Annotated in this window: 32 protein-coding genes; 1 reads left to right on the top strand and 31 read right to left on the bottom strand. The window is 40.6% G+C overall.

The genetic code is table 11. The features are described 5' to 3' along the window. Positions 1–37: 37 nt before the first annotated feature. Positions 38–1825, top strand: a complete 1788-nt coding sequence (locus NPX98_RS05725; protein ID WP_269023198.1) for a glucan ABC transporter ATP-binding protein/ permease — start codon at positions 38–40, stop codon at positions 1823–1825. A 97-nt stretch (positions 1826–1922) separates the two neighbouring features. Here NPX98_RS05725 and alaS read toward each other — a convergent pair whose 3' ends face one another. The 31 genes from alaS to rpsJ all read right to left on the bottom strand — a co-directional run bounded on the left by alaS (position 1923) and on the right by rpsJ (position 23719). After that, on the bottom strand, positions 1923–4589 hold the full coding sequence (gene alaS / locus NPX98_RS05720; RefSeq protein WP_269023197.1) for an alanine--tRNA ligase: 2667 nt from the start codon (positions 4587–4589) through the stop codon (positions 1923–1925). Between the two features lie 202 nt (positions 4590–4791). Then, positions 4792–5835, bottom strand: coding sequence for a recombinase RecA (gene recA / locus NPX98_RS05715; protein WP_269023252.1), 1044 nt, complete (start codon positions 5833–5835; stop codon positions 4792–4794). A 573-nt stretch (positions 5836–6408) separates the two neighbouring features. Continuing rightward, positions 6409–7740 carry a replication-associated recombination protein A gene (locus NPX98_RS05710; protein ID WP_269023196.1) on the bottom strand — a complete coding sequence of 444 codons (1332 nt, stop codon included), beginning with the start codon at positions 7738–7740 and terminating at the stop codon, positions 6409–6411. Between the two features lie 9 nt (positions 7741–7749). Next, positions 7750–9105, bottom strand: a complete 1356-nt coding sequence (locus NPX98_RS05705; RefSeq protein WP_329957910.1) for a DegQ family serine endoprotease — start codon at positions 9103–9105, stop codon at positions 7750–7752. 264 nt (positions 9106–9369) lie between these two features. Continuing rightward, on the bottom strand, positions 9370–9798 hold the full coding sequence (gene rplQ / locus NPX98_RS05700) for a 50S ribosomal protein L17 (RefSeq protein WP_269023195.1): 429 nt from the start codon (positions 9796–9798) through the stop codon (positions 9370–9372). 23 nt (positions 9799–9821) lie between these two features. Further along, complete coding sequence (locus tag NPX98_RS05695; RefSeq protein ID WP_269023194.1) at positions 9822–10835, bottom strand: DNA-directed RNA polymerase subunit alpha; 1014 nt, start codon at positions 10833–10835, stop codon at positions 9822–9824. A 95-nt stretch (positions 10836–10930) separates the two neighbouring features. Further along, entirely contained in the window at positions 10931–11320 is a 390-nt protein-coding gene (rpsK, locus tag NPX98_RS05690; RefSeq protein WP_269023193.1) for a 30S ribosomal protein S11, read from the bottom strand. A gap of 114 nt (positions 11321–11434) precedes the next feature. Next, positions 11435–11803, bottom strand: a complete 369-nt coding sequence (gene rpsM / locus NPX98_RS05685) for a 30S ribosomal protein S13 (RefSeq protein ID WP_269023192.1) — start codon at positions 11801–11803, stop codon at positions 11435–11437. Between the two features lie 181 nt (positions 11804–11984). Continuing rightward, positions 11985–12563 carry an adenylate kinase gene (locus NPX98_RS05680; protein WP_269023191.1) on the bottom strand — a complete coding sequence of 193 codons (579 nt, stop codon included), beginning with the start codon at positions 12561–12563 and terminating at the stop codon, positions 11985–11987. After that, on the bottom strand, positions 12560–13906 hold the full coding sequence (gene secY, locus NPX98_RS05675) for a preprotein translocase subunit SecY (RefSeq protein ID WP_269023190.1): 1347 nt from the start codon (positions 13904–13906) through the stop codon (positions 12560–12562). The genes NPX98_RS05680 and secY overlap by 4 nt, the downstream gene beginning before the upstream one ends. Before the next feature lie 164 nt (positions 13907–14070). Next, the gene (gene rplO / locus NPX98_RS05670; protein ID WP_269023189.1) at positions 14071–14538 is read right to left on the bottom strand and encodes a 50S ribosomal protein L15; all 468 of its coding nucleotides are present in this window, start codon (positions 14536–14538) and stop codon (positions 14071–14073) included. Positions 14539–14558: 20 nt separating this feature from the next. Then, the gene (gene rpmD / locus NPX98_RS05665; protein ID WP_269023188.1) at positions 14559–14765 is read right to left on the bottom strand and encodes a 50S ribosomal protein L30; all 207 of its coding nucleotides are present in this window, start codon (positions 14763–14765) and stop codon (positions 14559–14561) included. A 32-nt stretch (positions 14766–14797) separates the two neighbouring features. Further along, positions 14798–15358, bottom strand: coding sequence for a 30S ribosomal protein S5 (gene rpsE, locus NPX98_RS05660; RefSeq protein ID WP_269023187.1), 561 nt, complete (start codon positions 15356–15358; stop codon positions 14798–14800). A 114-nt stretch (positions 15359–15472) separates the two neighbouring features. Next, the gene (rplR, locus tag NPX98_RS05655) at positions 15473–15835 is read right to left on the bottom strand and encodes a 50S ribosomal protein L18 (protein WP_269023186.1); all 363 of its coding nucleotides are present in this window, start codon (positions 15833–15835) and stop codon (positions 15473–15475) included. 12 nt (positions 15836–15847) lie between these two features. Beyond that, on the bottom strand, positions 15848–16381 hold the full coding sequence (gene rplF / locus NPX98_RS05650; protein ID WP_269023185.1) for a 50S ribosomal protein L6: 534 nt from the start codon (positions 16379–16381) through the stop codon (positions 15848–15850). 52 nt (positions 16382–16433) lie between these two features. After that, positions 16434–16832, bottom strand: a complete 399-nt coding sequence (rpsH, locus tag NPX98_RS05645; RefSeq protein WP_269023184.1) for a 30S ribosomal protein S8 — start codon at positions 16830–16832, stop codon at positions 16434–16436. A gap of 14 nt (positions 16833–16846) precedes the next feature. Continuing rightward, positions 16847–17152, bottom strand: coding sequence for a 30S ribosomal protein S14 (gene rpsN, locus NPX98_RS05640; RefSeq protein ID WP_269023183.1), 306 nt, complete (start codon positions 17150–17152; stop codon positions 16847–16849). A 24-nt stretch (positions 17153–17176) separates the two neighbouring features. Then, positions 17177–17734 (bottom strand): 50S ribosomal protein L5, encoded by a 558-nt coding sequence (gene rplE, locus NPX98_RS05635; RefSeq protein ID WP_269023182.1) that lies wholly within the window; start codon positions 17732–17734, stop codon positions 17177–17179. After that, positions 17727–18041 carry a 50S ribosomal protein L24 gene (gene rplX, locus NPX98_RS05630; RefSeq protein WP_269023181.1) on the bottom strand — a complete coding sequence of 105 codons (315 nt, stop codon included), beginning with the start codon at positions 18039–18041 and terminating at the stop codon, positions 17727–17729. Before rplX ends, rplE begins: the two co-directional genes overlap by 8 nt. 12 nt (positions 18042–18053) lie before the next feature. After that, a complete protein-coding gene (gene rplN, locus NPX98_RS05625) occupies positions 18054–18422 on the bottom strand; it encodes a 50S ribosomal protein L14 (protein ID WP_269023180.1) in 369 nt (122 codons plus the stop codon). A gap of 146 nt (positions 18423–18568) precedes the next feature. Then, positions 18569–18808, bottom strand: coding sequence for a 30S ribosomal protein S17 (gene rpsQ / locus NPX98_RS05620; protein ID WP_269023179.1), 240 nt, complete (start codon positions 18806–18808; stop codon positions 18569–18571). A 3-nt stretch (positions 18809–18811) separates the two neighbouring features. After that, entirely contained in the window at positions 18812–19021 is a 210-nt protein-coding gene (rpmC, locus tag NPX98_RS05615) for a 50S ribosomal protein L29 (protein ID WP_269023178.1), read from the bottom strand. An 11-nt stretch (positions 19022–19032) separates the two neighbouring features. After that, positions 19033–19446 (bottom strand): 50S ribosomal protein L16, encoded by a 414-nt coding sequence (gene rplP, locus NPX98_RS05610; protein ID WP_269023177.1) that lies wholly within the window; start codon positions 19444–19446, stop codon positions 19033–19035. Positions 19447–19482: 36 nt separating this feature from the next. After that, positions 19483–20193, bottom strand: coding sequence for a 30S ribosomal protein S3 (gene rpsC, locus NPX98_RS05605; protein WP_269023176.1), 711 nt, complete (start codon positions 20191–20193; stop codon positions 19483–19485). Positions 20194–20204: 11 nt separating this feature from the next. Then, complete coding sequence (gene rplV / locus NPX98_RS05600; RefSeq protein WP_269023175.1) at positions 20205–20582, bottom strand: 50S ribosomal protein L22; 378 nt, start codon at positions 20580–20582, stop codon at positions 20205–20207. Positions 20583–20584: 2 nt separating this feature from the next. After that, positions 20585–20863, bottom strand: coding sequence for a 30S ribosomal protein S19 (gene rpsS, locus NPX98_RS05595; RefSeq protein ID WP_269023174.1), 279 nt, complete (start codon positions 20861–20863; stop codon positions 20585–20587). Positions 20864–20878: 15 nt separating this feature from the next. Then, entirely contained in the window at positions 20879–21712 is an 834-nt protein-coding gene (rplB, locus tag NPX98_RS05590; protein ID WP_269023173.1) for a 50S ribosomal protein L2, read from the bottom strand. Positions 21713–21732: 20 nt separating this feature from the next. After that, positions 21733–22026, bottom strand: coding sequence for a 50S ribosomal protein L23 (locus NPX98_RS05585; protein WP_269023172.1), 294 nt, complete (start codon positions 22024–22026; stop codon positions 21733–21735). Beyond that, on the bottom strand, positions 22023–22643 hold the full coding sequence (gene rplD / locus NPX98_RS05580; protein WP_269023171.1) for a 50S ribosomal protein L4: 621 nt from the start codon (positions 22641–22643) through the stop codon (positions 22023–22025). The genes NPX98_RS05585 and rplD overlap by 4 nt, the downstream gene beginning before the upstream one ends. Then, the gene (rplC, locus tag NPX98_RS05575; protein WP_269023170.1) at positions 22643–23383 is read right to left on the bottom strand and encodes a 50S ribosomal protein L3; all 741 of its coding nucleotides are present in this window, start codon (positions 23381–23383) and stop codon (positions 22643–22645) included. Before rplC ends, rplD begins: the two co-directional genes overlap by 1 nt. Positions 23384–23410: 27 nt before the next feature. Further along, complete coding sequence (gene rpsJ / locus NPX98_RS05570) at positions 23411–23719, bottom strand: 30S ribosomal protein S10 (protein ID WP_007477064.1); 309 nt, start codon at positions 23717–23719, stop codon at positions 23411–23413. Between the last annotated feature and the right edge of the window lie 61 nt (positions 23720–23780).

The following is a 23780-nucleotide window of genomic DNA, read 5'->3' as shown; positions in this document are numbered from 1 at the left end:
TTTAAGATTATGTGATAGCTATTGGAGATAATTACCTGTGTCTTTATTTAAAACTTATGCTCGCGTTCTTTCTTATCTAAATAGAGAAAAAAATGCATCTCTTTTAATCTGTTCTGCTAATATTATACTAGCTATCATCACAATTGCAGAACCTATTTTGTTTGGACGCGTCATTGATGCAATTTCAGAAAAATCAGATATTGTTCTTACTCTCGTAATCTGGGTAGCTTTTGGTATTTCTAATATTATTGCTTATGTCCTCGTGGCTCGCAGTGCTGACCGCTTAGCACATAGACGACGCTTATCTGTTTTAACAGAATCTTTCGAGCGCATTATCTCCATGCCATTAATATGGCACCAACAACGCGGAACCTCTAACGCTCTTCATACGCTATTGCGTGCTGTAGATTCCATGTCAACCATATGGCTTGATTTTATGCGTCAACATCTTTCAACGCTTGTTGCCTTATTCGTTCTAGTACCTATAGCTTTTAATATGAACTGGCGGCTTTCAACAGTTTTGATTGTCCTTGCCATCATCTATGTATTAATTGCACGCTTAGTAATGCAAAAAACAAAAGATGGACAAGCCTCTGTAGAGCGCTACCATCATAACCTTTTTAAACATGTTAGTGATTCAATTTCCAATGTTGCCATTGTACAAAGTTATAACCGAATAGCAGAAGAAACAGCAGCACTTCATAAGCATACACGCGATCTTCTCAAAGCACAAAACCCTGTTTTAAATTGGTGGGCACTTGCTAGCGGCTTAAATCGAATGGCATCAACCATTTCAATAGTATGTGTATTTCTTCTTGGTGCTTTTTTTGTGACAAAAGGCCAATTACGTGTGGGTGAAGTTGTTGCTTTTGTCGGATTTGCTCAATTAATGATTAGTCGCCTTGATCAAATGAGCAACTTCATCAATATAGCAATATCATTACAAGCTAAACTACAAGAATTCTTTGAAATGGAGGACTCCACCCTTCATATCAACACACTTGAAAATCTCCCTTCTCTAAAAAATGTTAACGGTGCAGTCCAATTTCATCATGTTACCTATAAATTCCTAAATTCTTCTCAGGGTGTTTTCGACATTTCATTTGAAGTAAAACCAGGACAAACTGTGGCTATTGTAGGACCAACTGGTGCTGGAAAAACAACACTTATTAATTTGTTGCAACGCGTGTATGATCCTACTATTGGGCATATTGAAATTGATGGAATAGATATACGTTCCATTAATCGCGAATCTTTACGCAAAGCTTTAGCAACAGTGTTTCAAGAAGCTGGGCTTTTTGACCGTAGCATTCGCGACAACATTTCTATAGGTAAAACAACTGCAACGGATGAAGAACTTCATGAAGCTGCACATATAGCTTCTGCTCATGACTTCATTATGAAAAAAAATCATCGTTACGATACATTAATTGGCGAGCGTGGCTCTCAATTGTCAGGCGGAGAAAAACAGCGTTTAGCAATCGCTCGAGCAGTTTTAAAAAATGCACCTATTCTTATTCTGGATGAAGCAACAAGTGCTCTTGATGTTGAAACAGAAACACGCGTTAAAAATGCTATCAATTGTATAAGTCAAAATCGTACCACTTTTATCATAGCACATCGCCTCTCAACAATACGCAACGCCGATCTTATACTCTTTTTGGATAATGGACGCTTAATTGAAAAAGGAAGCTTTCAAGAGTTAATCGATAAAGGTGGCCGATTCTATAAATTATTTAAAGCCAGCAGTTTAATAGCCGATCAACCAATAACACAAAGAGAAGATGCAAATATCGTTTTATTGCACAAAAACATTGCGTCATAGAACCAAAAAATTCGCAAAATCAATGCTTTTTGAGCTCTTCACCTGAATCGAATAATTTTTTCCCTTAATAAGCTAAAACATACAATAAAATCAGGGATTATCCTTCAAGAAAAGCTTTTAATGCCGTAATAGCTTCACCAGCTTTGTTCCCATCAGATCCACCAGCTTGCGCCATATCAGGACGCCCACCACCGCCTTGACCACCCAAAACACCAGACACAACACGTACCAAGTCAATAGCATTGAGCTTAGCAACTAAATCATTCGTCACACCAACAACAGCACTTCCCTTACCATCCTCTGAAATACTGATAAAAGCTACAACACCAGACCCGATTTGTTGCTTTCCGGAATCGACCAATGCTTTAAGATCCCGCGGAGGAATAGCCTTAACAACACGCCCCATAAAAGAGATGCCATTAATTGTTTCAATATCTACTTTACTGTCCTTTACAGCCACACCATTAAGAGCAATTTTCTTACGTTCGTCATACAATTCTTTTTCAAGTTTACGATGATTATCAAGCAACAGCTGAACACGTTCTTGTACAGCCGAAGGAGAAGTTTTTAAAAGACCAGCAATTTTATGAATGCACTTATCTTGACGATTAAGGTAGAAACGTGCAGCTGTAGCCGTTAATGCTTCAATACGACGAACTCCAGCAGCTACAGAACTTTCAGAAACAATATGAATCAAACCGATATCACCTGTTCTCTGTACGTGAGTACCTCCACAAAGTTCTATTGACCAACAATTTTTTGATCCTGCCTGCTCGTTCACCTTTCCCATAGAAACAACACGAACTTCATCACCATATTTTTCACCAAATAGTGCTATTGCCCCTTCTGAAATTGCGTTATCTACCGCCATAAGGCGCGTTGTTACTTCGCTATTTTGCAGCACGATGTCATTTGCTAAATCTTCTATTTTTTGCAGTTCTTCTGACGAGATTGATTTTGGATGAGAAAAATCAAAACGCAACCGGTCAGGTGATACAAAAGAGCCCTTTTGCGTTACATGAGATCCCAATATTTGACGTAAAGCTTTATGTAACAAATGAGTAGCAGAATGGTTAGCACGAATTTTCTTACGACGAACAGAATCAACCACTAATTCTACGCAATCTCTTGTCTTTGCCTGACCCTTTTTAACTTCACCAATATGAATAAAGACACCATCTCCCCTTTTTTGGGTATCATGCACCTCAAAAATAAAATTCTCACCAGAAATTATACCGCTATCACCAATCTGCCCACCAGATTCACCATAAAAAGGCGTTTGATTAACAACCAATATAGCTTTTTGCCCTAAAGAAAGATGGTCAACAATTTTACCATCACATACAAGAGCTGTAATAATGCCTTCGGCTTTTTCTGTTTCATAACCTAAAAATTCTGTAGCGCCCACTTGATCGCGAACAGCAAACCAGACAGCATCCGTTATAGCTTCACCAGATCCAGCCCAATTAGCACGCGCCTCTGCTTTCTGACGTTCCATCGCTTTATCAAAAGCATCAATATCAACAGATATTCCACGCCGCCGAAGAGCATCTTGCGTCAAATCAAGTGGAAAACCATATGTATCATAAAGTTTAAAGGCAACCTCACCATTAAAACGATCACCATTTTTAAGATGAATACTTGCTTCATTCAATAATCCAAGGCCACGTTCAAGAGTTTTACGAAAACGTGTTTCCTCCAATTTCAAGATTTCTGAGATCAATGATTCAGCACGCACCAATTCAGGATAAGCTTGTCCCATTTCGCGTATCAAAGCAGGAACAAGACGCCACATTAACAACTCATCATCAGCACCAAGCAAATGAGCATGGCGCATAGCACGACGCATAATACGGCGTAAAACATACCCTCGACCTTCATTGGAAGGCAAAACTCCATCAGCAATCAAAAATGCAGAGGAACGCAAATGATCAGCAATAACACGATGGCTCACAACAAAATCACCAATCGCTTCAACTCCTGTTATGTCTTGCGATGCGTGTATTAATGCACGAAAAAGATCAATATCATAATTATCATGAACACCTTGCAAAACAGCAGCAATCCGCTCTAACCCCATACCTGTATCAATAGAAGGATGAGGCAATTCAATCCGCTTTTCTTTGCTCACCTGCTCATACTGCATAAAGACGAGATTCCAAATTTCAATAAAGCGGTCACCGTCTTCATCAGCACTTCCGGGGGGACCGCCCCAGATTTCATCGCCATGATCATAAAAAATCTCTGAACAAGGCCCACAAGGCCCTGTATCTCCCATTGACCAAAAATTATCAGTCGTCGTAATACGAATAATTCTTTCGTCCGAAAGACCTGAAATTTTACGCCATAATTCAGCAGCCACATCATCATCATGATAAACTGTAACCAACAATTTATCTTTCGAAAGACAAAATTCTTTCGTTAGAAGATTCCATGCAAAAAAAATCGCTTCTTCTTTGAAATAATCGCTAAAAGAAAAATTACCAAGCATTTCAAAAAATGTATGATGGCGTGCCGTATAACCAACATTATCAAGATCATTATGCTTTCCACCTGCACGCACACATTTTTGCGCAGTTGTTGCTCGGTTATAAGAATGCGGCTCAAGCCCAGTAAAAACATTTTTAAACTGCACCATCCCTGCATTGGTAAACATCAATGTAGGATCGTTGCGTGGAACAAGTGGACTGGAAGAAATAATTTCATGTCCATTTTGATGGAAATAATCCAGAAAAGTTGACCGGATATTATTAACGCTATTCATAGCAACACCTGACAGAGTACAATACACAACCGCAAAGAAAACCCTTTATAATTAAACACCCTCTTTGCCACTCTTAGAGTCATTTAATCAAAATAAGAATATTTTTTGAAAAGATTGAAAAATAAGTGATTTTATACTTAAAAACTCTCAAAAAAATAGAAAGAAATTTCAATAAAGGAATCGCATTTAAACAAACAGTTTATTAAATCGACTCATCGTCTTCTCTATGCTCTGATCCCGCATTCTCTAACAACTCAATTGCAAGTAAACCAGCATTTTGACGCAAAGCCGTTTCGATCTCAGCCGCTATTTCTGTACGTTCACGTAAAAATTGCTTTGCATTTTCACGCCCCTGCCCTAAACGCTGAGAATTATAAGAAAACCACGCACCCGATTTCTCAACGATACCAACTTTAACACCTAAATCAATCAATTCTCCTAATTTGGAAATACCCTCACCATAAATAATATCAAACTCAACTTGCTTGAATGGAGGTGCTAATTTATTCTTTACCACTTTAACACGTGTCTGATTACCAATCACCACATCCCGATCTTTAATTGATCCAATACGACGAATATCCAAACGAACAGAAGCATAAAACTTTAAGGCATTGCCACCTGTTGTCGTTTCAGGAGAACCAAACATCACACCAATTTTCATACGAATTTGATTGATAAAGATAACCATGCAATTAGAGCGAAAAATGGATGCCGTTAGTTTTCTTAAGGCCTTACTCATCAAACGAGCTTGTAATCCCGGCAAAGCATCGCTCATTTCACCATCAATTTCCGCACGAGGTGTCAAGGCTGCTACTGAATCAATAACGAGCACATCAACTGCACCAGAACGAACCAGCGTTTCTGTAATTTCCAAAGCTTGTTCACCAGTATCTGGCTGAGAAACAAACAAATTCTCTAAATCAACACCAAGCTTACGTGCATAAATAGGGTCTAGAGCATGCTCTGCATCTATAAAGGCACAAACTCCACCATTTTTCTGTGCTTCAGCAATAGAATGAAGAGCTAAAGTTGTTTTACCAGAACTTTCTGGTCCATAAATCTCAATAATACGACCTTTTGGTAACCCACCGACACCCAAAGCAATATCTAAAGACAATGATCCTGTTGAGACTGTTTCAATTTCGACAACTTGCTCTTTTTGCCCAAGACGCATAATTGAGCCTTTACCAAAAGAACGTTCAATCTGTGATAGAGCAGCATCTAGAGCTTTTGTTTTGTCCACCATTATATCCTTAACGAATCGTAACAACTTCTTGATTTAATATACACTGTTATCTTAACTTAGTTAAAGACTCGAGTTTAGATTTTCACAGACTATTTCATTATTCTTCTTATATTGCATCAATTATATCTTAGCCAAATCATCAAATATATGAAATAATTAACACTTTTCATAAGGAAGAAAATCACGAACGGAGTGTATAATAGCACAATATTCAAAATAAGTTTCTTTTTTACACTCTCTTCTATAACATAATGATCAGTTTATAAAAATGATCGCAGCATTTATTTTTTCATATTTCTCTGTTCGTGCTTATTGAAACTATCTACTACAGCCAAATCAATTTTTACCATGAGTTCTATTATCCTACAGAAACATCTTATTCAAATACTAAGATTCAATAAATACGCGAATCACAGCGCACCCAACATTCCTCGAAACTTAATTCGCACATATATATGATCCTTTCATTGTACAATAAGCCAAAAAAACTTCTCAATGCACAAAAATAACACGTATCAGAAAATTATAATAACATGACTGAAATACAATCTATCAAAACAAAATAAAAAATTAACAGAGATCTTTTTTTGGATTCCCTCGCTTTTGTCTTAACTTCTTCCACCACTCAAGACGTTTCACAATTTCACGTTCAAAACCACGTTCTTGTGGTTGATAATAAACCTGACGCCCAAGCCTTTCAGGAAAATATTCTTGCCCTGAAAAAGCATCCGGTTCATCATGATCATAACGATAACCCTCTCCATACCCCTCATCTCTCATAAAATTTGTAGGCGCATTAAGGATATGCTTAGGAGGAGGTAAAGAGCCATTTTTACGTGCACAATGCATTGCCGCCTTATAAGCAAGGTAAGTTGCATTTGATTTTGGTGCAGTAGCAATATAAAGACACGCTTGTGCCAAAGCCAGTTCTCCCTCAGGAGATCCTAGATAATTATAAGCATCCTTTGCCGCATTACAAATAACGAGAGCTTGTGGATCCGCTAAACCAACATCTTCAACAGCCATACGCACCAATCTTCGCCCAATATATAAAGGATCTTCACCTGCATCCAACATACGTGCGAGATAATAAAGAGCAGCATCAGGATCAGATCCACGAACCGATTTATGCAATGCTGAAATCAAATTATAGTGACCATCCTGTCCTTTGTCATAAATTGGAGCGCGACGCTGAACAATTTCTTGTAAAGCTTCAGCATTAAATACCTCTTCTGGCCGTGCAACACACCAAATTTCTTCTGCCAATGTCAATGCCATTCGTGCATCACCATCAGATATCCTTATCAAAACATCTCTGGCATGATGATCTAAAGGAAGAGATCTCCCTTCCACATCTTCAGCGCGCTTCAAAAGCACATCCAAACTTTCATTGTCATGTGGACGAAATGTCAAAACACGCGCGCGGGAAAGAAGAGCAGCATTAAGCTCAAATGAAGGATTCTCCGTTGTTGCACCTATAAGAATCACAGTACCATCTTCCATGAAAGGAAGAAAACTATCTTGCTGAGCACGATTAAAGCGGTGAATTTCATCAACAAACAAAAGTGTTTTACAGCCAGACATAAAACGAGACTGAGCTACTTCAAAAATCTTCCTCAGCTCTGCAACCCCAGTAAAAATAGCAGAAACTTGTTCAAATGCCAAATTTGTTTCAAGTGCTAACAAACGTGCAACTGTTGTTTTCCCTGTTCCTGGAGGCCCCCAGAAAATCATCGAACTAAACGAACCCGCTAGCACCATACGTGAAAGCACCCCTTCCACTCCAATCAAATGACTTTGCCCTGTTACTTCACTCAGAGAGTGAGGACGCATTCTTTCTGCAAGAGGTCGATTTTGATTAACACGAAAATCAAAAGGCGAAGTAAAAAAATCTTTATTCAAAAAGGATCCTCAGCGAACAAATTGACGAACATGCATACCATTGCGTTCATACTCCAGTTGCCAAATATGCGAACGACTTTGCATAAGCACTTTTTTTAACTGACTTACAGTTTGAATTGTATAACCATTGACAGTTCGTAAAATATCTCCTGAACGAAAAATTTTAGCCGCATTACTTGTCTTATCAAGATTAGCAACTACAACACCTTTGGCACTTGCAGGAAGACGAAATAGCTGACTATTTTGAGGCGTCAAATCCAACACTTCAGCACCAGAAAGAGGGCTCTCACCAACAATCTTTTCAGATTTTAAAAACATAGATTCCGGCTCTGATAACGCAGTTATTTCTGTTTTTAAGTTTTTTCCTTCCCGCAAATATTCCACAATAAAGCTGTTCCCAATGCCTGTTGTCATCAAACGATATCCTAGACTATCTGGGCTATCAACCCGTACACCTTGCACACTCAAAATAACATCACCCACTTTCAAACCAGCTTTTTCAGCAGGGCTGCCTTTGATAATCTCAACAATCAGAACACCATAAGAATATTCTAAACCCAAACCACTTGCAATGTCAGGTGTAATACTTTGAAAAGAGGCACCAATATAAGGTGGCACCAAAAACTTTCTACCACGTTTAACTGTATCAAGCACTACTTTAATCAAATTTACTGGAATAGCAAAACCAATCCCTACAGAACCACCTGTACGGGAATAGATAGCTGTATTAATTCCGATTAATTGACCTTTCATATCAATTAAAGCACCACCAGAATTACCCGGATTGATGGCCGCATCCGTTTGAATAAAAAAATCAAAATCAGAAATACCTACACGCGTACGCGCTTGCGCTGAAACAATTCCACTTGTAACCGTTTGACCAACACCAAAAGGATTTCCAATTGCAAGGACAAGATCACCAACCTCAACTGCATCAGAATTTCCCAAGGAAAGAATAGGAAAGCGCGCATCTTTTGAATCAATTTGCAGTACTGCAATATCAGTTGCTTCATCTTTTAACATAACTGAACTGGAAAATTCCCGTCCATCCGAAAGAGCAATCTTAATTTCGTCAGCATCTTTAATGACATGGTAATTTGTAACGATCAAACCACGCTCATCAACAATCACCCCTGATCCCAATGACGATTGCCTATGTAAACGGTTATTTTGATAACGACTAAAAAATTGCTCAAAAAATGGATCACCCTCAAAAGGAGAACGCACTTTAATTTGCCGAGCTGCATAAATATTTACAACAGACGAAACGGCCTTTTTAACTAAAGGAGCAAATGATAAAGTGATTTCTGACTGAGTTTCAGGAACTTGAGCATTTGCATGATGAAACGATATTTGCGCTATAATTACAAAAAAAAACTTACTAAAATAGAATGCTTCATCTCAGCTCCTTTATTAAACTCAAGACCAGCTCTTTAATAATACAAAAAAATTCCGCACACTCGTAAGCTAATAAACTCTATATAAATGACAAAAATTATAAAAAACAATAACGCAATACTTGCATAGTTTCCGCTTTTTCATTCATCTATGTTGAGTAAAATCTATTTCAAAATACTAACAAAAAAAACCGCCTTCAAAAGACGGTTCTTAAAGTTCAACACAAAAAAATTATGAAGAAGCTTCCTTTTCATTTACCATAGACTCCATACGTGCACGATCTACAGCACCCTTTGCACTGGCATCACGATCAACAAATTCTATGACAGCCATAGGAGCATTATCACCCGTACGAAATCCTGCTTTCATAATGCGCAAATAGCCACCGTTGCGTGATGCATAACGCGGTGCAATTGTGTCAAATAATTTTGCAACATTTCTTACATCACGAATAGCTGCAATTGCTTGCCGACGGGCATGCAAATCTCCACGTTTACCAAGCGTCACCAATTTTTCAACTATAGGACGAATTTCTTTAGCCTTTGGAAGAGTCGTCACAACCTGTTCATGCTCAATTAGCGAAGCTGCTACATTCGCAAACATCGCTTTCCGATGACTAGCAGTTCGGTTCAGTTTGCGACCCGATTTATGATGGCGCATGAAACTTCTCCTTAAATCTTAATTTAATACTGATCTTCATAACGTTTAGCAAGATCATCAATGTTTTCAGGCGGCCACGCAGAAATTTCCATACCGAGATGAAGCCCCATGCAAGCAAGAACTTCTTTGATCTCATTTAATGACTTCCGTCCAAAATTTGGCGTCCGAAGCATTTCAGATTCTGTTTTTTGAATAAGATCACCAATGTAAACAATATTATCGTTTTTAAGACAATTCGCCGAACGAACTGAAAGCTCCAATTCATCCACTTTCTTAAGGAGTGCAGGACTGAAAGCAAGCTCAGAAGCAGGCTCTTCATCAATTTCCTTTTGTGGCTCCTCAAAATTAACAAACACCGATAATTGATCCTGAATAATACGCGCTGCAAAAGCAACAGCATCTTCACCGTTAACAGCTCCATTAGTTTCGATCGTTAGCGTCAGCTTATCGTAATCGAGAACTTGCCCTTCACGTGTATTCTCTACTTTATAAGACACTTTACGAACTGGTGAATAAAGACTATCAACAGGGATAAGGCCAATTGGTGCATCATCAATACAATTACGATCAGAAGGAACATAACCTTTTCCTGTATTGACAACAAATTCCATGCGAATTTCCGCATCTTCATCAAGCGTACAAATAATATGTTCTGGATTAAGGATTTCCATATCCCCAACAGTATTTATATCTCCTGCCCTAACAACACCAGGACCTTCTTTACAAATAACAACACGCTTGGGGCCTTCCTCTTCCATGCGAATAGCAATTTCCTTGATATTCAAAATAATATCCGTAACGTCCTCACGCACACCTGGGATCGATGAAAATTCGTGCAATACTCCATCAATCTGCACAGCGGTAACAGCAGCACCACGAAGAGAGGACAATAACACGCGGCGAAGCGCATTCCCTAACGTTAAACCAAAACCACGCTCTAAAGGCTCTGCGACCACACTCAAAACATTTGGATCACTATGCACATAAAAATCAACTTTACTGGGCTTAATTAACTCCTGCCAGTTTTTCTGGATCATATTTTTATTCCTGTTCTATTAGTTCCGCTACCATTCAACCGCAACGGCTAGTGCGAACATCGGAGAAACCCCCGACAACGAAAAACAACACCCAATTAAACACGCCGCCTCTTCCGTGGACGACATCCATTATGCGGGATCGGCGTCACATCACGAATAGAAGTAATCACAAAACCAACAGATTGTAACGCACGCAAAGCAGATTCACGACCTGCTCCAGGTCCACAAACCTCAACCTCCAACGAACGCATTCCATGCTCTTGCGCTTTTTTAGCACAATCCTCCGCAGCAACCTGCGCTGCAAAAGGCGTAGACTTACGTGATCCTTTAAACCCCTGAGCTCCAGCAGACGACCATGCTATTGTATTTCCCTGAGCATCAGTAATGGTAATCATTGTATTATTAAACGTTGAATTGATATGCACAACACCTGATGAAATATTCTTACGCTCGCGACGACGAACACGTGTACCCTCTTTGGCCATAACTTTCCTTTCAATGATCTCCTCACCGCCGTAACATCAGCAGCTCCACCAATTTCTGTCCTCATTTTAAACAATACAAGAAACAGACGCCAAAAAAAATTCTCAAAAATGTTATTATTTCTTCTTCCCAGCAATTGCCTTAGCAGGCCCTTTACGCGTACGCGCATTTGTATGCGTGCGCTGCCCACGAACAGGCAAAGAACGACGATGACGCAATCCACGATAACAGCCAAGATCCATCAAACGTTTAATATTCATCGCGACTTCACGGCGAAGATCCCCTTCAACTTGATAATCTCTATCTATCACCTCACGAATCTGTAACACCTCCGCGTCTGAAAGCTCATGCACACGGCGCTCAGAAGGAATACCGACTTTCTCGACAATTTCTTGAGCAACTTTTTCTCCAATCCCGTGAATATATTGAAGCGCAATAATCACACGCTTACCAGTTGGGATATTAACCCCAGCGATACGAGCCACACCCGTTCTCCTTGTTAATGTTAATAACTAACCCTACAGCACTCAAAGCACCCTAAAGAAAAAATTGCTCCGGCCCAAATATGCTCCGAATCCCGTTATTCTATCAATAATAAACTACAGCAGTTTCTGATGTATTTTGCTAAAAAAGTCAACTCTTTTCATTTATTTCTAAAAAATTTTCTCATTTAAGAATTTCTCTAATTGCGCACGAAACTTCAGAAACATCAGCCATACCATCAATCGTTTTCAACAGCCCCTTTTTTAAATAAAATTCTGATAAAGGAACCGTTTTTTCATTATATTCGACTAATCGTTTTGCAAAAACATCAGGCTTATCATCTGCACGAACCTGTCCACCGGCAGTTATTGTTTTCTTAACTCGTTCTTTCATTCGCTCAAGTAATGCATTTTCATCAACAACAAATTCTATAACTGCATCAAGTTGCATGTTTTTTGACTGCAAAATTTGTTGCAATGCTTTTGCTTGCCCTACTGTACGCGGATAGCCATCCAATATAAAGCCATTCGTGCAATCACTTTCATCAATACGATCAGAGACAATCTGATTAACGATGTCATCAGACACTAAAGAACCAGCTTCTATAATGGCTTTAGCTTTTTTGCCAACCTCTGTTTCTTTTATAATAACCTCACGCAGCATATCACCTGTAGACAAGTGAGGAATGTTATATTTCTCAGTCAGAAACCGTGCCTGTGTACCTTTACCAGCTCCAGGAGGCCCTAAAAGAATAACCCTCATCTGTTTCTCTTTCCTCCGCGAAGTTTTGACTTTTTAATCAACCCTTCATATTGGTGAGCAACAAGATGCCCCTGAATCTGAGCAACAGTATCAAGCGTAACAGTAACAACAATCAATAAAGACGTGCCACCAAGGTAAAAAGGAATATGTAAAGCAGATATCATAAACTCAGGCAACAAACAAACAATAATAATATAAATCGCACCTACGACAGTAATACGCGTCAAAACATAATCAATATATTCAGCCGTACGCTCACCCGGACGAATCCCTGGAACAAAACCAGAATGCTTCTTCAATTGATCCGCAGTATCATTCGGATTAAACACAATAGCCGTATAAAAAAAGCAAAAAAATGCCATCAAAGCAGCATAAATAATCATATAGAGTGGCTGTCCATGACTAAGGGAATAAGAAATAGCCTGGACCCAGTGCGGCATCTTGTCAGAAAAATTATTAATAGTTGCAGGCAACAATAATAAAGATGAAGCAAAAATTGGAGGAATAACGCCGGCTGTATTTAATTTTAAAGGAAGATGCGACATATCACCTTGAAACATCTGATTACCAACCTGACGTTTTGGATATTGAATCAAGATTCGCCGCTGCGCGCGCTCTACAAAAACAATGCCCCCAATAACAGAAATAACAATAAGAACAATCGCTATTAATAAAAATGTCGATAAATCAGCCTGACTATGGGCTGTTAAAAGTTGAGCAAAAGTGGAAGGAAAATTAGCTACAATACCAACAAAAATAATGAGAGAAACTCCATTACCAACACCGCGTGATGTAATCTGCTCGCCGAGCCACATTAAAAACATAGTTCCACCGACCAGCGTAATAACAGAAGAAATACGGAACACCACACCTGGTTCTATAACAATTTGAAGCCCTGCTCCTATACCGGTTTCAAGCGCAACTGCAATACCAAAAGCTTGCAGAATTGCGAGTATTACTGTTACGTAACGAGTATATTGATTTATGATCTTACGACCTAATTCGCCATCCTTTTTCAGAGACTCTAATGAAGGAATAACTGAGGTTAGCAACTGCACAATAATTGATGCTGATATATACGGCATAATTCCTAACGCGAAAATAGCCATACGCCCGACTGCACCCCCAGCAAACATATTAAACAATCCCAATACACCAGATTCATGATGCTCAAACGTCCGCCGTAAAGCATCAATATCAATACCAGGCAAAGAAATATAAGTACCAAAACGATATACAAGAAGCGCAGCTAGAGTAAACCAAATGCGTTTTTTTAATTCAGTCGCACGCGAAAAAGCGCCGAAATTCATATTGGAAGCAAGTTGCTCTGCCGCTGATGCCATAAAGCCTCTCCAGTCTATACCTCAACCCTTAATCACAGAAGCATAACCATAAATCTATATTGTCACATACAAATGAATAAAAAACTTAAATTCTGCTTAAAAAACAACAACTCAAACGAGAAACAGTAATATCTTACTTCACTCGCAATTTACACTAAAATAATTCACTGACCAGATTCGGAAAGATTAATCTTACCACCAGCCTTTTCAATCTTAACACAAGCTGCTTTAGAGGCACCAGAAACATTAAATGTAATCCCAGCTCTCAATTCACCATCAGAAAGAAGACGAACACCATCTTTTACACGACGAATAACACCAGCCTCTTTTAGTGCAACAACATCAACTGGCTTATCACCATTCAACTTACCTGCATCAACCGCCAGCTGAACACGACCGAGCGAAACCTCATTGTAAACCTTAGCAAACAAACTCTTAAACCCACGCTTTGGTAAGCGGCGATAAACAGGCATCTGCCCACCTTCAAAACCATTAAGAGCAACACCAGAACGTGATTTTTGCCCTTTAACACCACAACCACCAGTTTTACCAGTACCAGAGCCAATACCACGCCCAATGCGCTTACAACTCTTTTTTGCGCCTTCACGATCACGCAGCTCATTGAGTTTCATATTCTACACTCCTGCGACTTTCAACCTTCATCTACAACTTGGACAAGATGCCGAACCTTAGCAATCATACCCCGCACACAAAGTGTGTCCTCTAAAGTACGACGACGATGCATTTTATTCAATCCAAGACCTTTCAAAGTCGCACGTTGAATCCGATCTCTTCGAATCGGACTTCCAATTTGCTCTACTGTCACAGTCTTGCCAATCTGAGATTTTTTCTGAACCATTTGTTAATTCCTGTTCCGATAAACCTCGGAATTTATTTTTCTAAACCAACTATATGCTGACGACGTGCCTGCAAAGTAGAATATTTAACACCACGTTGCACAGCAATATCCTTAGGATGCACCTGACGTTTTAATGCATCAAAAGCTGCACGCACCATATTATAGGGATTCGATGAACCTAATGATTTTGCAACAACATCTTGCATACCAAGAGTTTCAAAGATAGCACGCATTGGACCACCAGCAATAATACCAGTACCAGCTGCAGCAGAACGCATCAACACACGGCCAGCACCGTGACGACCTTCAACATCATGATGCAATGTACGCCCAGACCGAAGCGGAACATAAATCATCTCACGTTTTGCAGATTCTGTAGCTTTACGGATCGCTTCAGGTACTTCACGTGCCTTACCATGACCAAAACCAACTCGCCCTTTTTGATCTCCAACAACTACAAGAGCAGCAAAACCAAAACGCCGACCACCCTTTACAACCTTAGCAACACGATTAATATGAACAAGTTTATCAACAAATTCACTATCACGTTCATCACGACGATCATCACGATCACTACGCTCTTTCTGTGCCATTCCTTATTCCTTTTTCTTTTCCGGAAGCACGCTAATAAAGTCCCCACATTAAGATAAAGGAACTTACACGAAACACCCTAAATACCCCTTACAAAACTTCTAAACAAAGAAACTTTAAAAACTCAAACCACCCTCACGAGCAGCTTCAGCCAAAGCCTTTATTCTACCATGGTAAACATACGCACCACGATCAAAAACAACTTCACGAACACCAGCTTTTTTCGCACGCTCAGCAACCAATTTACCTACAGCAAAAGCAGCTTCTTTATTAGAACCGCTTTTTAAAGTTTTTTTCAATTCACTTTCAAGAGTAGATGCAGAAGCGAGCGTATATCCACGTAAATCATCGATAATCTGAGCATAAATATTCTGATTTGAACGATAAACACTCAATCGGGGACGACCATTAGAGACCATTTTAATTTGACGACGAACACGTTGTGCACGTCGCTGGACAATTTTCTTAGATGAAACCATGACGCAAAATCCTTACTTCTTTTTACCTTCTTTACGAACGATAAGCTCATCTGCATACTTAACACCTTTACCCTTATAAGGCTCAGGTCCACGATATTCACGAATTTCTGCTGCAACTTGCCCAACTTGCTGCTTATCAATTCCAGAAACAATAATCTCCGTCGGCTTAGGAACAGTCACAGTAACGCCAAAAGGCACTTTATAAATCACATCATGAGAAAAACCTAACGACAACTGCAAATCCCTACCTTGCAAAGCAGCACGATAACCAACCCCATTAATTTCAAGCCGCTTTTCAAAACCATTCTTCACACCACAAAATATATTCTCAATCATAGAACGAGACATACCCCACTTAGAACGAGCATCCTTTGACTGATCACGCGGCACAACCGATATAACATTTTCCTCAAACTTGATCAAAACTTCATCATTAACGACGTAGCTCAGCTCACCTTTTGGACCCTTTGCCTTAACTATCTGGCCTTCGACAACCGCAGTAACTCCCGAAGGAACAGAAATGCTTTTTTTTCCAATACGAGACATTGTTCTAACCTGTTTTTCTTGTGTTTTCTTACAATCAATTTCTTAAAATTGATCAGAAAATACGACAGAGAAGTTCTCCACCAACATTTTGCTCACGCGCTTCATGATCTGCCATCACCCCCTTAGAAGTAGACAAAATCGAAACACCAAGACCGTTCGCCACCTGAGGAATAGACTTAGCAGAAACATATACGCGACGACCAGGCTTTGAAACTCGCGAAATCCCACGGATAACAGCTGAACCTTCAAAATATTTTAACTCAATTTCAATTGATGATTTCCCATCACCACAATCAAGCTCATTATAGCCACGAATATAACCTTCTGATTGAAGAACATCAAGAACTCGCGCACGAATCTTAGAAGCAGGCGTAACTACTTTACTTTTTTTACGATAAATCGCATTACGAATCCGCGTCAACATATCACCAAGAGGATCTGACATAGACATCTAATAATCTCCTCTTACCAACTAGATTTAATAACACCGGGAATGCGCCCCAGAGAACCAAGTTCACGCAACGCAATTCGCGACATTCTCAATTTACGATAATAAGCTCGTGGACGACCCGATACTTCGCAACGGTTACGAACACGAACTTTTGCAGAATTACGCGGCAACCCCGCCAACTGGATAGAAGCTTTAAAACGTTCTTCTAATGAAACGTTCTGATCCATTATTACCGCTTTTAGACGCGCGCGACGCATGGCAAAACGCTTTACCATCACCTCACGACGTTTATTTTTCTCAACAGCGCTCACTTTGGCCATAATATTACCTCGCTACGATTGCCGTTACAAGCGAAACGGAAAATTAAAAGCACGCAATAACTCACGTGCTTCATCATCCGTCTTTGCTGTCGTACAAACGATGATATCCATACCCCAAATCTGATCAACTTTATCATAGTTAATTTCTGGAAACACAATGTGCTCCTTAATACCCATAGCAAAATTACCACGACCATCAAAACTTTTCGGATTCAGTCCTCGAAAATCTCTAACCCGTGGAAGAGCAATTGTAACAAGACGATCCAAGAATTCAAACATACGATCTCTACGTAATGTAACCTTCGCCCCAAGCGGCATACCCTCACGAACTTTAAAAGTTGCAATAGAATTACGCGCATAAGTAACAACTGCTTTTTGACCAGATATTAACGCCAAATCCTCAGCTGCAACAAGTGGCTTTTTGGAATCAGCTGTCGCTTCACCGATCCCCATATTAATTACAATTTTATCAACACGCGGAATCTGCATATCATTTCTATAACCGAACTTCTCCTGAAGCAACTTACGAACTACTTCAAGATAATGCGTCTTCATGCGTGGCTTTTGTTTTTCCTCAGCCATTAATCAATTCTCCCGAACGCTTGGCAAAACGAACTTTATTACCATCTGCATTCACACGAAAACCTACACGCGTAGGTTTACCATCTTTAGGATCAACAATCCCCAAATTAGACAAATGAATCGGCGCTTCTTTAGAAATAATCCCAGATTCTTGCTTTTGCGTTTGACGTTGATGACGTTTAATCATGTTAACTCCACGAACAAGAGCACTATTCTTTTGCGGATTAACCTTAAAAACCTCACCGCTACACCCTTTATCCTTACCAGATAAAACTACAACTTTATCACCTTTTCGAATTTTCTGCACAATATCCACTCCTTATAATACTTCAGGAGCGAGCGAGATGATCTTCATATGATTCCTACCACGAAGCTCTCGGGGAACCGGTCCGAAGATACGCGTACCGATCGGCTCTCTCTTATTATCCACTAAAACAGCAGCATTTCTATCAAAACGAATGACACTACCATCTGCACGACGAATATCCTTGGCAGTACGAACCACCACAGCCTTCATCACATCACCTTTTTTAACACGGCCACGCGGAATAGCATCCTTGATTGAAACAACAATAACGTCACCAACCGAAGCATATTTGCGCTTTGAACCGCCCAACACCTTGATGCACATGACACGACGTGCTCCAGAATTATCCGCAACGTCGAGATTTGTTTGCATCTGAATCATGACTGGCCACCTTTTTCTTAATGCTTACATCTATTATCTGTGCCTTCGACACATATAAGCTTACCTGTCAAAAAACGAGGAAGCTATTGCCTTCAAACTTACCAATAAAAAACAATATTAAGTTTTAAAACAACAAGCCTAGTTAATTACGTTACACTGTCTTTAACAACAATCCAACGCTTATCTTTCGAAATCGGCTTAGATTCCTCAATAAAAACCTGATCTCCAATTTTAAACTGATTATTTTCGTCATGCGCCTTGTACTTTTTAGACTGACGAACCGTCTTCTGGAGTAGCGAATGAGAATAACGACGCTCCACCTTTACAACCACAGTCTTATCATTCTTGTCGCTAACGACAACACCTTGCAAAATGCGTTTAGGCATCTTTCACTTCCTTAAAGCCTTGCTTTCATTTATTTTCTGACGAAGAAAAGTCTTAACACGCGCAATCTCGCGACGAACACGCTTAACACGTGCAGTCTTTTCCAACTGGCCAGTAGCCTTCTGAAAACGCAGATTAAACTGCTCTTTCTTTAACTTGACCAACTCATCTTTCATTTGATCGAGCGTCTGCGCTCGTAGTTCCGTGGCTTTCATTAATTACCTCTTTACTCAGCAATACGCTGCACAAAACGTGTCTTAATAGGAAGTTTTGCAGCACCCAACCTCAGCGCTTCCCTTGCCACATCTTCAGGAATTCCATCAAGCTCGAACATAACACGCCCAGGTGCCACACGCACCGCCCAATAATCGACACTTCCTTTACCTTTACCCATACGAACTTCAGTCGGCTTAGACGTAACCGGAAGATCCGGAAAAATACGAATCCACACTCGACCAGAACGCCTCATGTAACGTGTAATTGCGCGTCGCGCCGCTTCAATTTGGCGCGCAGTAACACGCTCAGGCTCAACAGCCTTTAAACCGTAAGCACCGAAATTCAAACTCGTACCACCTTTCGAAAATCCATGAATACGACCCTTGAACTGCTTACGGAACTTTGTGCGCTTTGGCTGTAACATTGCTCTTTACTCCAAATCTGAATTTAACCACGAAAACTAAATACTTTCGCGGCGACGGCTCGATGAAGAAGCTGAATGATCACTCTCCGCAGCACGACGCTCCGAGGCCATTGGATCATGCTCAAGAATTTCACCTTTAAAGACCCAAACTTTAACACCACAAATACCATAAGCAGTCTTAGCTTCTGCTGTACCATAATCAACATCAGCACGCAAAGTATGAAGAGGAACACGACCTTCACGATACCATTCCATCCGAGCAATTTCAGCACCACCAAGACGACCAGAACAATTGATACGAATACCTTCCGCACCAAGACGCATAGCGGACTGAACTGCACGTTTCATTGCACGCCGAAAAGCAACTCGACGCTCAAGTTGCTGAGCAATTGACTGTGCAATAATAATTGCATCAATCTCTGGCTTACGAATTTCAACGATATTCAACGAAGTCTCAGCATTTGTCATTTCTGAAAGCTTACGACGAAGCTTTTCAATATCAGAACCCTTTTTACCAATAATAATACCCGGACGCGCAGCATGAATTGTGACACGACACTTCTTATGAGGACGCTCAATAATAACCTTAGAAATAGCAGCTTGTTTCAGCTCTCCGAGCATATACAAGCGAATCCTTAAATCCTCATGAAGAAGACGCCCGTATTCACCAACATCAGCATACCATCGTGAATCCCAAGTCCGATTAATACCAAGACGAAGCCCTATTGGATTGATCTTCTGGCCCATTATACAGACTCCTATTTTCCAGTAACTTCACGAACAATAACAGTAAGATGCGAAAATGGACGCTCAATTCGACTAGCACGTCCCCGGCCGCGAACATGAAAACGTTTCATAACCATCGACTTACCAACATAGGCCTCCGCAACAATCAACGAATCAACATCAAGATTATGATTATTCTCTGCATTTGCAATTGCTGATTCAAGTGTTTTTTTAACAGTCATAGCAATGCGTTTACGTGAAAACGTTAAATCAGCTAGTGCCATATTAACCTTTTTACCACGAATCATCGCAGCAACCAAATTAAGCTTTTGCGGACTAACGCGGATTGTCCGGGAAACAGCCCTTGCCTCATTATCCTTAAGCTGGCGCAGAACCTTAGCCTTGCCCATACCTATTTCCTCTTCGCCTTCTTGTCTGCACCATGTCCATAATAAGTCCGAGTAGGAGCGAACTCACCAAATTTATGTCCAACCATTTCTTCAGAAACAGAAACAGGTATATGCTTACTACCGTTGTAAACACCAAAAGTTAAACCAACAAACTGCGGCAAAATAGTAGAGCGACGACTCCACATTTTAATAACCTCATTACGCCCACCTGCACGTACCTTCTCTGCTTTACCAAGAAGATAGCCGTCAACAAACGGACCTTTCCAAACTGAACGAACCACCTCAGACTACCTCTCTTACTTTTTGCGTTGATGACGCGAACGCATAATAAAACTATCAGTCGCCTTATTGGAGCGCGTACGCTTACCTTTCGTAGGCTTGCCCCAAGGAGACACAGGATGACGACCACCCGACGTGCGACCCTCACCACCACCATGTGGATGATCAACCGGATTCATAGCAACACCACGAACATGTGGACGCTTACCACGCCAACGCGAACGACCTGCCTTACCATCATTAATATTACTATGATCAGGATTTGAAACTGCACCTACAGTCGCAAAGCAAGCACTAGGAACCAAACGCTGCTCACCAGAATTAAGACGAAGGATCGCCATCCCCTGATCTCTTCCAACCAATTGCGCATAAGTTCCTGCTGATCGAGCAATCTGCCCACCTTTTCCGGGCTTCATCTCAACATTGTGGATAATTGTACCAACCGGCATATTAGCAAGAGGCATTGCATTACCTGGCTTAACATCAACATTCAAACCAGCAATTATAGAATCACCTATATCAATACGCTGTGGCGCAAGAATATAACTCAATTGCCCATCTTCATAACGAATTAATGCAATAAAAGCAGTACGATTTGGATCATATTCTAAACGCTCAACCTTCGCAGATATACCGCGCTTAAGGCGTTTAAAATCAACAAACCTATAACTACGTTTATGACCACCACCCTGAAAACGAGCAGTAACTCGACCACGATTATTACGCCCACCCTTTGACGACAAACCCTCGCTCAATACTTTTATAGGCTTACCTTTATAAAGGCCAGAACGATCCACAATAACAAGCTGTCGCTGCCCAGATGTAGTCGGATTAAAGTGCTTAAGTGCCATTATTCTTATCTCCGAGCCTCTTAAAGACCTGTCGAAACGTCAATTGACTGACCCTTAGCCAACGTCACGATCGCTTTTTTGACATCACTCTGCCGACCAACAATGCCTTTAAATCTCTTAACTTTACCCTTACGGACTACGGTGTTAACCGCCTCGACCTGAACACTAAAAAGTGCTTCAACAGCAGCTTTAATTTCAGGTTTTGTTGCTTTTAGCGCAACATTAAAAGCAACTTGATTATACTCAGAAATCATAGTCGATTTTTCAGTAATAACTGGACTAACAATTACATCATAATGGTAAAGGTTCGTCATTTGAAACACTCCTCAAGCACCTCAACAGCTGCTTTCGACAAAACAAGCTTGCTGCGACGCAGAATATCATAAACATTAATCCCCTGAACCGGCAAGACATCAATATTAGGAATATTCGATGCCGCACGAGAGAAATTCATATCAATCTCTTTACCACCAATCAACAAAGCATTATCCAAACCTAGCTTAGAAAATCTTGCAAAAAGCACCTTAGTTTTAGCATTTGGAATACTCAATTCGTCAACTACAATCAAGTTATTCGTTTTTAGCTTTACCGACAAAGCAAGACGTAATCCAAGTGCACGAACCTTTTTAGGAAGACTATGCGCATGACTACGCATCACTGGACCATGTGCTTTACCACCGCCACGAAACTGTGGCGCACGAGCCGATGAATGTCGAGCACGCCCTGTCCCCTTCTGCTTAAACATTTTAGCTCCCGTCCGAGACACATCAGAACGCCCCTGCGACTGGTGAGTTCCCTGTTGACGACAAGCAAGCTGCCAGCGAACAACACGCTGCAAGATATCCTCACGAGGAATAAGACCAAAAACATTGTCAGAAACTTTTAATTTACCGGCCTCATCGCCGTCAAGGGTTTTAATTATAAGATCCATTACTCAACCCTCTCAGCTTCAGAAGCTTCTGTCACCGGCTCAGCTATTTCTACTTTCGCATTCACAGGCTGACGAACTCCAGCAGGTCTTGGCGCATTATCTGGAAGTCGCTTCTTTATAGCATCCCGCACCAAAATCCAAGCACCTTTAGAGCCCGAAACAGACCCACGAACCAAAATCAAACCACGATCAACATCCGTAGAAACAACTTCTATATTTTGTGTTGTTACACGCACCTGCCCCATATGGCCAGCCATTTTTTTCCCTTTAAATACTTTACCTGGGTCTTGACATTGTCCCGTCGAGCCATGAGCGCGATGTGTAATCGAATTACCATGCGAAGCGCGATGCCCACCAAAATTATGTCGTTTCATAACACCAGCAAAACCTTTACCAATACTAGTACCCGTTACATCAACACGCTGTCCAGGAACAAAATGCTCCACTGTAATCTCAGTACCAACATCAAGCAAATTATCGGAACTAACACGGAATTCTACTACCTTAGCTTTTGGCTCGATCGAAGCCTTAGCAAAATGCCCGCGAAGAGCTCGCGAAGTATTTTTAATCTTCGCAAAACCTACACCTAATTGAACAGCAGTATAACCGTTCTTCTCAACTGTACGCTGAGCAATAACCTGACAATTCTCCAAACGAAGTACTGTTACCGGCACATGCTCACCAGCGTCATTATAAATACGGGTCATGCCCAACTTCTGTGCTATTACACCTGAACGCATCGGGTTTGTTCCTTCTGTCCTCAAACCTCAGAGCTTAATTTCAACATCCACACCAGCAGAAAGATCAAGCTTCATAAGTGCATCTACTGTTTGCGGCGTTGGGTCAACAATATCAAGAAGACGCTTATGCGTACGCATCTCAAACTGCTCACGACTCTTCTTATCAATGTGCGGACCACGATTGACCGTAAACTTCTCAATCCGCGTAGGAAGCGGAATGGGACCACGGACATTAGCGCCAGTACGCTTGGCTGTCGACACAATCTCACGTGTTGATGCATCAAGAATCCGGTGATCAAATGCCTTCAAGCGAATGCGGATATTCTGACCATTCATGCTCTTTATTTCCCTGTTTTGTGGAACACCTTCAATAACAAAGATGCCCCTCAACAATTAT

It is taken from the genome of Bartonella sp. A05, from assembly GCF_026930145.1.
In the GTDB taxonomy this organism is placed as follows: Bacteria; Pseudomonadota; Alphaproteobacteria; order Rhizobiales; family Rhizobiaceae; genus Bartonella.
The sequence above is the reverse complement of the archived record's forward strand: the minus strand, read 5'-3'. Positions and strand labels throughout refer to the sequence as shown.